Source organism: Bacillus sp. FSL K6-0138 (assembly GCF_037982765.1).
Classification (GTDB): domain Bacteria; phylum Bacillota; class Bacilli; order Bacillales; family Bacillaceae; genus Bacillus; species Bacillus glycinifermentans.
The window spans coordinates 3,738,457-3,751,040 of record NZ_CP150286.1 but is presented as its reverse complement, the minus strand read 5'-3'; the positions used below and the strand labels follow the sequence as shown (position 1 = coordinate 3,751,040).

Annotated in this window: 12 protein-coding genes; 8 read left to right on the top strand and 4 right to left on the bottom strand. The window is 44.0% G+C overall.

Annotated features, from left to right (window positions below; all coding sequences use genetic code 11):
• Nucleotides 1-3: 3 nt before the first annotated feature.
• Entirely contained in the window at nucleotides 4-723 is a 720-nt protein-coding gene (locus tag MHB78_RS19810) for a YebC/PmpR family DNA-binding transcriptional regulator (RefSeq protein WP_046130410.1), read from the top strand.
• 84 nt (nucleotides 724-807) lie between these two features.
• On the opposite strand, the gene MHB78_RS19805 is transcribed toward MHB78_RS19810, so the two are convergent.
• A complete protein-coding gene (locus tag MHB78_RS19805; protein WP_046130409.1) occupies nucleotides 808-1,026 on the bottom strand; it encodes a hypothetical protein in 219 nt (72 codons plus the stop codon).
• Nucleotides 1,013-1,351 carry a winged helix-turn-helix domain-containing protein gene (locus MHB78_RS19800; protein ID WP_046130486.1) on the bottom strand — a complete coding sequence of 113 codons (339 nt, stop codon included), beginning with the start codon at nucleotides 1,349-1,351 and terminating at the stop codon, nucleotides 1,013-1,015. Before MHB78_RS19800 ends, MHB78_RS19805 begins: the two co-directional genes overlap by 14 nt.
• A 312-nt stretch (nucleotides 1,352-1,663) precedes the next feature.
• On the opposite strand from MHB78_RS19800, the gene MHB78_RS19795 reads away from it, so the two are divergent.
• Nucleotides 1,664-2,434: a hypothetical protein gene (locus tag MHB78_RS19795; RefSeq protein ID WP_340033081.1), complete on the top strand. Its 771-nt coding sequence runs from the start codon at nucleotides 1,664-1,666 to the stop codon at nucleotides 2,432-2,434.
• Nucleotides 2,435-2,827: 393 nt separating this feature from the next.
• On the opposite strand, the gene MHB78_RS19790 is transcribed toward MHB78_RS19795, so the two are convergent.
• Nucleotides 2,828-3,781, bottom strand: a complete 954-nt coding sequence (locus MHB78_RS19790) for an AEC family transporter (protein WP_046130407.1) — start codon at nucleotides 3,779-3,781, stop codon at nucleotides 2,828-2,830.
• Between the two features lie 253 nt (nucleotides 3,782-4,034).
• On the opposite strand from MHB78_RS19790, the gene MHB78_RS19785 reads away from it, so the two are divergent.
• The 5 genes from MHB78_RS19785 to MHB78_RS19765 all read left to right on the top strand — a co-directional run bounded on the left by MHB78_RS19785 (nucleotide 4,035) and on the right by MHB78_RS19765 (nucleotide 10,567).
• Entirely contained in the window at nucleotides 4,035-5,477 is a 1,443-nt protein-coding gene (locus tag MHB78_RS19785; RefSeq protein WP_052948511.1) for a DASS family sodium-coupled anion symporter, read from the top strand.
• Nucleotides 5,478-5,503: 26 nt separating this feature from the next.
• Entirely contained in the window at nucleotides 5,504-7,123 is a 1,620-nt protein-coding gene (locus MHB78_RS19780) for an NAD-dependent malic enzyme (protein WP_046130405.1), read from the top strand.
• 82 nt (nucleotides 7,124-7,205) lie between these two features.
• Nucleotides 7,206-8,129 carry a LysR family transcriptional regulator gene (locus tag MHB78_RS19775; protein WP_052948510.1) on the top strand — a complete coding sequence of 308 codons (924 nt, stop codon included), beginning with the start codon at nucleotides 7,206-7,208 and terminating at the stop codon, nucleotides 8,127-8,129.
• Between the two features lie 113 nt (nucleotides 8,130-8,242).
• Nucleotides 8,243-9,700: an aldehyde dehydrogenase family protein gene (locus tag MHB78_RS19770; RefSeq protein ID WP_046130404.1), complete on the top strand. Its 1,458-nt coding sequence runs from the start codon at nucleotides 8,243-8,245 to the stop codon at nucleotides 9,698-9,700.
• Between the two features lie 15 nt (nucleotides 9,701-9,715).
• Complete coding sequence (locus MHB78_RS19765) at nucleotides 9,716-10,567, top strand: methyl-accepting chemotaxis protein (RefSeq protein ID WP_046130403.1); 852 nt, start codon at nucleotides 9,716-9,718, stop codon at nucleotides 10,565-10,567.
• A 201-nt stretch (nucleotides 10,568-10,768) separates the two neighbouring features.
• Here the strand turns inward: MHB78_RS19765 and cyoE are convergent, their stop codons facing one another.
• Nucleotides 10,769-11,686, bottom strand: coding sequence for a heme o synthase (cyoE, locus tag MHB78_RS19760; RefSeq protein WP_046130402.1), 918 nt, complete (start codon nucleotides 11,684-11,686; stop codon nucleotides 10,769-10,771).
• Between the two features lie 148 nt (nucleotides 11,687-11,834).
• Here cyoE and MHB78_RS19755 point away from each other — a divergent pair, with 148 nt between their 5' ends.
• Nucleotides 11,835-12,473, top strand: coding sequence for a TetR/AcrR family transcriptional regulator (locus MHB78_RS19755; RefSeq protein WP_046130401.1), 639 nt, complete (start codon nucleotides 11,835-11,837; stop codon nucleotides 12,471-12,473).
• The last annotated feature ends 111 nt before the right edge of the window (nucleotides 12,474-12,584 follow it).

Here is a 12,584-nt window from a genome sequence, read left to right as displayed (position 1 = left end):
ATTATGGGCCGTAAATGGAACAATATAAAAGAAAAGAAAGCGTCTAAGGATGCGAATACGAGCCGGATATACGCCAAATTCGGACGTGAAATATATGTGGCGGCAAAGCAGGGCGAACCGGATCCCGAATTAAACCAGGCGCTGAAGTTCGTGCTTGAGCGCGCCAAAACATACAATGTCCCGAAAGCGATTATTGAGCGGGCGATCGAAAAGGCGAAGGGCGGTTCTGAAGAGAACTATGACGAGCTTCGCTACGAAGGCTTCGGACCGAACGGCGCGATGGTCATCGTGGATGCGCTGACGAACAATGTCAACCGGACGGCGGCTGATGTCCGTTCTACATTCGGAAAAAACGGCGGAAACATGGGTGTGAGCGGCTCTGTCGCATACATGTTTGACCCGACGGCTGTCATCGGCTTTGAAGGCAAAACGGCGGATGAAACGCTTGAATTGTTGATGGAAGCCGACATCGATGTCCGCGACATCATCGAAGAAGACGACGCCGTGATCGTCTACGCCGAGCCTGATCAATTCCACGCCGTGCAGGAAGCGCTGCAAAACGCCGGAATCTCCGAGTTCACGGTCGCAGAGCTGACAATGCTCGCGCAAAACGAAGTAACGCTTCCCGAGGATGCTCAGGCTCAGTTCGAAAAGCTGATCGATGCGCTTGAAGATTTGGAGGACGTTCAGCAGGTTTATCATAATGTTGATTTAGGCGAGTAATCCTCATCACCACCCGTGATTGAAATCATGGGTGGTTTTTTGCAAAAAAGCCCCATTGTACATAACTGCTGAATGGGGAATATACTATTCTACGTCTTTTAATAATGCTTCAATTTTATCAAGACGCTGCTTGATCTCCTTTATTTCCTCGCTTTCAAGTTTGAATTTCTCTTCAGCCAGTTTACCGTTCCTTAAATACCTTTTGACAACCTTGGTTAAGGCAACGATACCCACGATGACAAGCGCAGCCATTACAGCATAATATATAGGTATTAAAATTGTGATGATATCAACGGCTCCCATCTTTATTCTCCTTACATTCTGTAGATTTTTGTTTTGCTAATTTCTCAATCAAATCATTATCAATCGTAAAGGAAAATTCCTTTAGATAATAATACTTTAGAGCTTTACCATCTGATGAAACTTTCATTTCACTAAATATGACTCCTGCCTCCTCAAGTTTGGTTAAATGTAAATAAAGTAATGTCCTATTGATTCCTAACTTGCGTGCAAGCTCGCTAACATAGCAACCTCCTTTTAATAAGATGGTTAAAATCTGTAAACGAAATGGATTTCCAAGGGCCTTTGCAATTAAGATTAATTGGTTTGGTTCATTTATTTTATTCATATGTAACAATAATTTAACACATGTGCATCTAAAAAAAAAGGTGTTTTTTCAAAAAAATGATTTGTTTGTTAAATTGTGTGAATTGCGAGAGAGTACAATGTTTAAGATGCTTTTCAATTAAAAAATTTTATAAAGCGAAATATTCAAGAAGGTAAGATTGATTCATATCAAGATTAAAAAATGGTATTAAAGTTTATTTTTTCCTTTATAGACATTGTTTCTAATGATTATATATGATAATATTAACATTAGTTGAATAGACTTCCAGTTAAATACACCCAATAAATTTACTTTATTTGGAGAGTGATTGGAATGAAGAGATCTTTAGCCTTATTATTTTCCTTTTTGTTAGTATTCCCTACTGCCTTAGGGACTGCTAGTGCAAAGGAAAAAACACAAGATTTAAGTTTTGAAGAAAAAATTTTTGAAATTGATGAAAGCGATTTATCAACTCAAGTTAAAAAACAAGAGTTTATCCAAGCTTTAGAGGATGCAACTCATGCGGAGAAGACTGAATATCTTGAAAAAGTAGGGAAACGAGTACAAAATACTTTAAATGAAGTTGATGTTGAATTAGGTGAAAATCAAGAAATAGATTTAGGCATGGGAACGACTATTGAATTAGAATCTTCTGATGTTGTTGAGGCACCTGAAGATGAATTCGTAAAGACTTCTGGATACGATTTTTCAAAGGGAAACATACTCCAAAAAAAATACGGTGCTAGAAGATTTACATGCAGGGTTAGTGTGAAATCACTTGGTATCACATTAGGATCTCTCGTGCTGCGAAATCACTATACGGTAGGGAGTTTTGGGTTGAAAATGAGGTATGCATCCGATAATGGTACATCTGGAACAGATCCTTTAATGATTATCACTAGTTCTTCTACATCGGTTCCTGATGGTAAAGCTGTAAAAGTAGGGCATGATATGAATGCAAGAGGTTCGTATAAATGGAAACTGGGGATTTCAGGTATATATAAATCTTTCACATCAGAAATATACAGTACAATCAAGTTAAGTAAGCTAAATAAGAAAAAGAAATTTGCTGTCGTTTATCAAAATTACAAATTTACTGAGTGATAGCCCTGTAAAAAAATATAATTTGTTCGTTAGATTAAATTTCGACAGCTTAAACGCTGTCATTTTTCGTTTGAAGTAAAAAGAGTCATTTCCTATTTTTTCCTTGCCTGCTACATCTCAGCCTTTGTTGTTTTTCGAAGATGTTAGTTAGTTATATTTTATTCATTAAGATTGCTTACGGCACTCTGTATTTATTTTTAGAGTGCCCCGACAATTTTAAGCCATTAGATTATACCCCTGTTTAAATGAATGATCGCACTTGGATTTGAACCTTAGGAGGTGTGAATCAGCTATGTGTAGCTTCGAGAAATAACTTGTCTTTGTACAAAAAGCTAGGACAGGGGGGGATTCTGCAAAAAGCAGACCGCACAAAAAATCGGTCTGCTTTAATCTTTATACAAACTGCAACAACTGCATCAAAATCGGCACAACAAACATAAACAAAATCGTACTTGTCGCAACGGTGTTTGTCGCAAAATCAACGTCTCCGCCTGCTTCTGCGGCGAGCATCGGGGTGACGGTCGGCGTCGCTGTAGCCGATTGGACGATTAATGTTTGCTTCAGCAGTGAAGAAAGCGGGATCGGCAGGAGCAGCAAAAACAGCACGAGCGGCGAAATGACGAAGCGTCCAAGCAACACGCCGATTGTATCTTTGTCAAAGCGGATGCTTTTCAGCCCGGATTTGTTAAGGACGATCCCGATAAAAATCAATGACAGCGGCGTGACCAGGTTGCCGACGTATGTCAGCGCAGAATTCGCGAACTCAGGCACCGGAATTTGGAACCATAGAAACACAATTGAAATCAGAAAGCCCAGGAGCGGAGGCGGCAAAAGCTTCGAAATCAGCTTTTTGAACGTTATTTTTTGCGTGCTGTGCGCTTCGTCTTTGCTGTCTTTGGCGATTAAAAAGGCGCCCAGCGACCAGAGCGAAATCGTATTAATAATATAGTAGACAAGGAAATAAGGAAGGCTTTTTTCGCCGAACAACGCGATGTTCAGCGGCAAACCGATGAAAATCGCATTCGCGTTGACAAAAGAAGCTCTGAACGTTCCGATTCTGCCTTTTCTCGTCCGCAATGCTTTTGATAGTAAAAAGGCAATGATATAGGAAATGATGACCCCGCACAGAGGCCAGATTAAGCTGGAGGATAAATCGATCAGTTTTTCTTTCGTGAAAAACTTTAAGACGGATACAAAGATAGAGCAGGGCAGCGCTATTTTTGTAATCAGGTTTGAAATGCTTTTGTTGAATCCTTCCACAAACCAGCCCTTCTCATTCAAAATATACCCTAATGCAATTAATAACAAAATGATAATGACGCTTGAAATCGATGTCCAAATGTTCATGTGCATTCCTTCTTTTCTTTATTTATGGAAATGAAATATTCCCTGCGTAAAATAATAGTTCAGCCGGGAGAACACTCACAAATACGGTTTATTTATAGGCCGATAAGAAAGATTTATCAGAACGCCGTATAGCCTGACGGGGCGGGCCGTATTAGTTTTATTTATAATCGTATAAAAATTATATAGGGGTTTTTGGCCGGGCGCCGGGTCTACAATAGCAGCGTACCGAAAATGGAATAAGGAGTTGATGGTTGTGGCTGAGGAAAGCGGTCCTGAAAGAAAAGCCCGGCAGCCGGCGTTTAAGCCGATTCCGTTTCTCATTTCTATCATTGTTGGAACGGTGCTTTGGTTTTTACACTATCCGCAAGGCATTTCTCTTCAGGGCGGCCATGTGCTGGCATTGTTCCTCGCAACAATTCTTGGCTGCATATTGAATGCGGCTCCGCTCGGACTTTATGCATTTATTGATTTGATCATTTTAACAGTAACGCATACGGTGAGCGGTGAAGTTGCTTTTTCAGGCTACAGTGACAGCACGATTTGGTTAATAGTGGCGGCATATTGTGCGGCCGTCGGATTTACGAAAACAGGACTCGGATTAAGGATTGCCTATCTGTTCGTCAAACTGTTCGGCAAACGGACATTGACGTTAGGATATGCCCTTGTGTTATGCGAATTGGTGATATCGCCCGCCATTCCTAGTAATACGGCGCGGGGGGCGGGAATCATTTTTCCGATTATCCAGCAGCTGGCGAAATCGTACGGTTCTGATCCGAAGCTCGGCACATCGCGAAAGATTGGCTCTTTCCTTGTGATTTTAGGATTCCACGCTAATCTGCTGACATCGGCTATATTTCTGACGGCGATTTCGACGAGCCCGATCGCGGTGTCATTGGCGGACAAACTCGGTGTCCACATTTCGTGGGGGCAATGGGCGTTGGCCGGGTTGTTGCCGGCGGTTGTCTCATTAGTCGTGATCCCGCTGTTCATCTATCTGGTCTATAAACCGGAAATTACGAAAATGCCCGAAGCACCGGCGATGGCGCAAAAGGAACTGGAGAAAATGGGTCCGGTCAAACGCTCGGAAATCTACATGCTGATTTCTTTTCTCGTCATGATTTTATTGTGGATTTTCGGAAATGCGCTCGGCGTCTCCACAACGATTGCGGCCTTTATCGGGGTCACGATGCTCGTCTTCTTTGGCGTTATTAAATGGTCTGATATTCCGGAACAGAAGAGCGCCTGGAAACTGCTCGTCTGGCTCGGACCGCTGTTGATGATGGGAGCTCAGCTCAATCGCTTCGGCGTTATCAAATGGTTCAGCAACGCTGTAGGCGCGGAGGTCCATGGTTTGTCATGGGGCGTCGCTTTCGTTGTGTTAGGTTTGATCTACTATTACAGTCATTATTTCTTTACGAGCCTGATCATTCACGTCAATGCGTTCTATACGCCGTTTTTGGCGATTTTGATCGGCATGGGCGCTCCGCCTGTCGCATCCGCATTGTATTTGGCTTTCCTGACGGCGCTGTGCGCGCAGCCGACCAATTACGGAACGCTGGCAGGACCGCTTTATTTCAGTTCTGAGTATGTTTCCTCAAAAGCGTGGTTCAGCCTCGGCTTCGCCGTATCCGCTTTGACGTTTGCGATTTGGACAGGCCTTGGCATGCTTTGGTGGCACATGATCGGAATCATGTAAATATAAAAAAGAGAGAAGGAAATAGTATGTCAAATATTGGTATTTTAACGAACCCATTATTGAATAAAGGAACCGGATTTAAACAAGAAGAACGGGATGCATTAGGGCTGAACGGTTTGATTCCGCCCGTCGTTCAAACGATTGACGAACAGGAGCGGCAAGTTTACAGCCAATATCAAAAAAAGGGAACTCGTCTTGAGCAAAGAATCTTTTTAATGGATATTTACAAAACAAACCGGACGCTTTTTTACTATACGATGGAAAAGCACCTTGTCGAATTTATGCCGGTCGTCTATGATCCTGTCGTAGCTGAGGCGATTGAGGAATACAGCGATCGTTTTGTTTCCCCGGATGCCGTCTATTTGTCAATCCATGATCAGGACAATATGAAAGCGGCGCTTGAAAGCTTTGCCGGCGGACGGGATATTCGGTTAATCGTTGTGACAGACAGCGAAGGGATTTTAGGGATGGGCGACTGCGGCATCAACGGAGTTGAAATCGCAACCGGGAAATTAGCCGTCTACACGGCGGCTGCGGGCATTAATCCGAACCAGGTTCTCCCCGTAGTCCTTGATGTCGGGACGAATAACAAAGAGCTGTTGGACAATCCTCATTACCTGGGAAATAAACACGAACGGGTGAGAGGCGAGGCTTATGACCAATTTATCGACAAATTTGTGAAAGAAGTCACAAATTCATTCCCGAAAGCATTGCTTCACTGGGAAGATTTCGGCCGTGCGAACGCAGCCAAGATTCTCGAAACATATCAATCAGACATCTGCACGATCAACGACGATATTCAGGGAACGGGGATCGTCATTTTAGCGGCTCTCTTAGGTTCGATGAAAGTGTCAAACATCCCGTTAAATAAACAAAAGGTGCTGATTTTCGGGGCAGGGACGGCTGGTGTCGGAATCGCCAATCAAATTCTGGAAGAGATGCTGCGGACGGAGGACATCACTGTAGAAGAAGCGAAAAAACGGTTTTATTTAGTCGATAAACAAGGATTATTGACGGATGACATGCCGGATCTCACGAACGGCCAACAAAAATTCGCACGTCCTCATGGCGAAATGAACGGCAAGCAGTATAAAGATTTACAAGACATTATCGCCTTCGTGAAACCGACTGTTTTGGTCGGGACATCAACTACGCCGGGGGCATTTACTGAAGGTGCGATCAAAGAAATGGCGAAACACGTCGAGCGTCCGGCGATCTTCCCGATCTCAAATCCGACGAAGCTGATCGAGGCACAAGCAGCCGACGTTATCAAATGGACGGACGGCAAAGCCCTGGTATGTACTGGAATTCCGTCTGATGATGTCGAATACAATGGCGTCACCTATCAGATCGGGCAAGGCAACAATGCGCTGATGTATCCTGGACTTGGCCTCGGAATCATCGCCGCCGAAGCGAAAATCGTCACGCAAAACATGCTGTCAGCCGCGGCGCGGGCCGTCGGCGATTTGGTCAATCCGCAAGTTGAAGGAGCGGCCATTTTGCCTCCGGTCGCCGAGATGAGAAAAGTCTCAAAAATCGTCGCTGAAGCCGTTGTGAATCAGGCGGTTGAAGACGGAGTCAATCAAAAAGAAATCACACATGCCGAAGAAGAAGTCAGCCGTTTAATATGGGAGCCGGGATATTAACAAAACTGTCACTTGTAAGCATTCCGGAAGAGAGGCTATCATTTACAAATGATAGCCTTTTAACAAAGGAGACACCTGTGATATGAACTTAAAAGATTTAGAGTATTTTCAGACGCTTTGCTATACGAGAAGTTTTACAAAGACCGCAGAAGCCCTCTATGTGTCACAGCCATCCGTGACCTTTGCGATTCACCGCCTCGAAGATGAGCTCGGCGTGAAGCTGTTCGAGATCAATAAGTCGCACCGCTCCGTCGAATTGACGATTGCCGGCCAATATTTGCAGAAAAAAGCCGGGCATATTTTAACAGAAGTCGAAAACACCGTCAGGGAAATCAGAGAGTTTAACCACCCGACGATACGCCTCGGGCTGCCGCCGATCATCGGAGGCTACTACGCCGCTGATATCATGAAGCAGATCGATGATAAAGGGCTTTTGCCTTTCATTAATTTGGTAGAAGACGGGTCAGAGTTGCTTTTGAAAAAAATCGAGGAAAACAAGATCGATTTGGCCATCATCGGATCAGCCTCTCCCATCCATAGCAGCAAGATCGTCAGCATCCCCATCACGCGCTCGGAACTCGTGATATGCACCTCCAGGCAGCATAGATTCAGCGGCCGCAGCAACATTAACTTTCAGGAAGTAGAGCATGAAAAGATGCTCTTGCTCGGCCAATCGTTCGTACACCGCACGGCCTTTCAGTACTTTTCAAAAAAATACCGGATCAAGCCGAAAGTCGTTTATCAAACGGATAAAATCCAGACGCTGAAAGCTTTGATCGCCGTCGACTGCGGGATCAGCCTGTTAAGCAGAATGGTCGTTTCAGACGCGGAAGACATCGCGATGGTTCCTCTTGATGAAGAGGTCATCCCTTATTTTTACGTATCGATTTGCTTTAATAAAAACCATGCGCTGAGCGAAGAAGAAAAATCAATTATCGAACTGTTTCAAGCCCACGAAAAAGAGGCGTGCGAAGCGCACAAGGATTTTACCGAAATCGCCCGGTAAAATCTTTTTTATGTCAAAAAAACGGCGGGTACCTGAATTTTCTTGAAAGTCAGCCGATACATATGATGTAGTCTAACTTTTCCCAAAACTGTTTGATAGGAGATGGCCTAACAATGTTTCAAATTACCGATCTCAACCGCCAATACATCGGAGGGGAGTGGAGAGACGGCCAAAGCGAGAGCGTCTTGGCAGATCTGAACCCCTATACACAAAAAACGATCGCCTCTTTTCACAAAGCGACGCCGGATGACATCGATCAGGCCTATAAGGCGGCAGTGAAAGCGAAAAAAGAATGGGACCGCGTCGGCCCATATGAGAAACGGGCGATTTTGGAAAAAGCGGCCGCCTATATTGAGGAACATAAAGAAGCGATTGTGTTTCTCATTATGGAAGAGCTGGGCGGGACAAGGCTGAAAGCGGCTTTTGAAATCGATCTTGTCATCAATATGATCAAAGAAGCGGCCGGTTTTCCGCTCAAGATGGAAGGAAGAATTCTGCCTTCCCCTGTCGATGGAAAAGAAAATCGCCTGTACCGGATTCCGGCTGGCGTCGTCGGGGTGATCAGCCCTTTCAATTTTCCGTTCTTTTTATCTGTCAAATCGGTTGCTCCGGCGCTAGGCGCGGGAAACGGCGTAGTGCTGAAGCCGCATGAAGAAACGCCGATCTGCGGCGGAACCTTGATTGCAAAAATATTTGAAGAAGCAGGGCTTCCGAAGGGGCTTTTAAACGTTGTTGTTACGGACATCGAAGAGATCGGAGACAGCTTTGTTGAACACCCGATCCCAAGGATCATCTCGTTTACGGGTTCGACAAAGGTGGGAAGCTACATCGGCCAGCTTGCGGTCAAGCACTTTAAAAAACCGCTGCTTGAGCTTGGCGGCAACAGCGCGCTGATCGTTCTGGAGGATGCCGATTTGGAATATGCGGTCAATGCCGCGGCATTCAGCCGCTTCACCCATCAGGGGCAAATCTGCATGTCGGCCAACCGGATTCTCGTTCAAAAAGAGGTGTATCCGGCCTTTTTGAAATTATTTTATCAAAAGGTGTCAGCTCTTAAGACGGGAGATCCGATGGACCCGGATACGATTATCGGCCCTGTCATTAATGAACGCCAGGCGGAAAGTCTGCGCAAGGCCGTAGAAAAAGGAATCGAAGAAGGCGCGGTTGCGCTGATCAAAGGCGAAATTAAAGGCAATCTCGTCGAACCGACGATTTTAACAGATGTAAAGCCGGGCATGGCGATCGCGCGGGAAGAGCTGTTCGGGCCGGTCGTCTGTGTCATGCCGTTTCAAACGGAAGAGGAAGCCATCAGAATTGCGAATGACACACCGTTCGGGTTAAGCGGAGCCGTTCATACGGGGAATGTGGAACGCGGCGTGGAGCTCGCCAAACAGATCGAAACGGGAATGATCCATGTCAATGACACCACGATCAACGACGAGCCGCACATCGCTTTCGGCGGAGAAAAACAGTCAGGCCTCGGAAGGCTGAACGGAGAATGGAGCCTTGATGAGTTTACGACATTGAAGTGGATCTCTGTCCAGCATCAAAAAAGGGTTTTTCCATATTAAAAGGAGGTTTACAACATGAACGAAGCAGTACAGACAGAAATCCATCCTCTTTTGGACGCATTTGTAAAGGTCGCCCCTTTCCTGAATGCGCTCATTCAGGATGATGTGACAATCGGGATTTATGATACGGAAAAACTGATCATCAACATTCCCGGGAAAACTTTTTCCCTGAATGTGAAGCCCGGTGATCCCTTGCAGGAAGGGGACATTATTACAGACGCGATCCGTCAGAATCAAATGAAATCGAGCCTTGTGCCGAAGGAGCTGTTCGGTTTTCCGCTTATGGCAAGGGCGATTCCGCTCCATGACAAAAGAGGCCGGGTCATCGGCGGCGTCGGACTCGGCACGAGCCTTGAAAAATCGGATCAGCTTCACCGCGTTGCCGAAAACCTGTCGGTCATCGTTGAGCAGACCGCTACAGCCATTCAGGACATCGCCGAATCTGTCAGCGGATTTTCCGAGCAAATGTCCGACATCTCCAAGCAGGCAAAGCAAGTCAGCGAAAGCGCCGGAGAAATCGAGAAAATTTCCGTCACCGTAAAAGGCATATCAGACCAAAGCAATCTCCTCGGGCTGAACGCGGCGATCGAGGCTGCAAGAGCGGGCGAATCGGGCAAAGGATTCTCGGTTGTGGCCGACGAAATCAGAAAGCTTGCAACGCATTCGAAAGAAAACGTCGGACAGATCGACGAAATCACGAAAAAGATTCATGCATTATTGAAAGGGCTCGAACAGTCGATCGAAGTCATCAACGAGCATACAAGCGGACAGGCTGCCGGTGTTGAACAAATTTCGGCAACCATGCAGGAAATCAGCAGCAACGCGCAAAACCTCGCAAAGATGGCGGAATATCATGTGGGAGACTAAAAAATAGATTGAACAGCGGAAGCTGCCGGATGAGCCGGCGGCTTTTTTAGCGGGTGGCTGGAGGATGCATGATGTTACTTCTATGAAGCACAATGTGACGTGTTTTGGTACCTGCTGAGCAAACTTGTATGCCCGTCAGGACAGTTTCTCTCAACAAGCGAATAGGAAGCGATGACATAAACCTCAAATGATAGCTTTATACTATAATTTGAAAATAATGCCTATAAGAGAATAGATAATGACAGTTGAAAAAAGAATTGTCATATGAAACAAAGAGTAAATAAACATATATGTTGCCCATTTTTCCGGATCCATTCTTTTGTAACCGTATACACTAAGACCAAACCATATCAAACTTAAAAGAAGGGCAACGAGCATAAGTCCAAGGCTTAAAGAATAAAAAAGGACACTTGTTCCAATGAGGATGATTAAATAAATATTGGTTTGTATATATGTTCTTTTAACTCCTTTGACAACTGGGAGCATTGGAACTTTCGCAGCCTTATACTCATCATTCTTTCGAATAGCTATAGCATAAAAATGAGGCATTTGCCATATAACAGAGATAACAAAAAGACCGAGAATAGCAGGATGCGTAACATCCGGATAAATAGCTGCCCATCCAATGAGAGGCGGCATAGCTCCAGCGATGCTTCCAACCTCTGTATTGTAAACTGTTCTTCTTTTACTCCACATGGTATACGGGACAATATAAAAAAACAATCCTAGAAATCCTAGGAGTGCTGCCAGAGAAGTTGTCAACGCAAGAATGGCGATTCCGAAAAGCGCCATAAAGGTACCAAGCCATAAAACTGTTTTAGGCTTAATTTCTCCTGTTACAGTCGGTCTGTTTTTGGTTCTCTCCATGATGGAATCTATATCTCGGTCAAATAAGTTATTAAAAGCTCCTGCCGCCCCCATTACCAAAATTGAACCAACCAAAGCGAAAATTATTTCTGGCAATTTTTCAAAAAGGCTGATTTTATAAGTATATAAAGCTAATGTTAATCCGGCAAACATCGGAATAAGGTTAGATTTAATAATTCCTGTTTTAATGGTTTGTGCCAATTTTGTTGAGGCAGTCTCTTTATCCGTTATTATTTTGTTTTCAATTTGCATTTGTTCTTCTCCTTTATTTGATTATCTTAAAATCCGGCTAGAGAAGTGTTGTGATGAATGGGATAAATTTAGATACCAATTAGTATTTAGATACTAATTGGTATGTTAATTCTTTATGGTATGATTGTCAAGAGAAGGAGGAAGAAGAATGCTTAGGAGAAGGTTAAACCAAAAAGAGCGGAAAGAGGAAACGAGGCAAATGCTTTTACATTCGGCTGTTGAGATCTTTTCAGAGCTTGGCTTTCATGGAGCTTCCGTTGAAAAAATTGCTGAACATGCCGGATTTAGTAAGGGTGCAGTTTATTCTAATTTTAAATCCAAGGAAGAACTCTTTCTTGCATTATTGGAACAGCAAATGAATTTACATGTGAATAACATCGATAAAATAATAGACCAGCAGGATTCACTTGCACATTTTATTGAAGCAATGAATGAGCATTTTATTTCAGTGACGAATGAAAATCAAAAGTGGATTATTTTAAATACGGAGTTTCTTCTTCATGCAATGCGTAATGAGCCGGTTCGCTCTAAATGGTCTTGCATGATTATGGAGTCCGTGGATCAGATCTCTAAGTCTGTTGCAAAATTAATGTCGAAAGAGAATCATAATAGTGCTCTATCTCCGGAAGAAATCGCATGGACCATTTTTTCATTAGAAAATGGTCTTGCTATATTTAATTTTATTAATGAAGAAAAGGTCCCGGCTAATTTATATGGAAAAGCACTAAAAGATATGCTCCTAACCCCTGAAAATCCTACTGACGGCCATAGAAATGATTCAGTTTAAATTTAATGCAAAAGGCCGAGGCTGTTTAAAGGAAGGAGCCCGCCCACAAGATCGGCGGCTTATTTATTTTCTGGAGCACAATCATTAAAATTTTATTTTAAATTCTCAAAA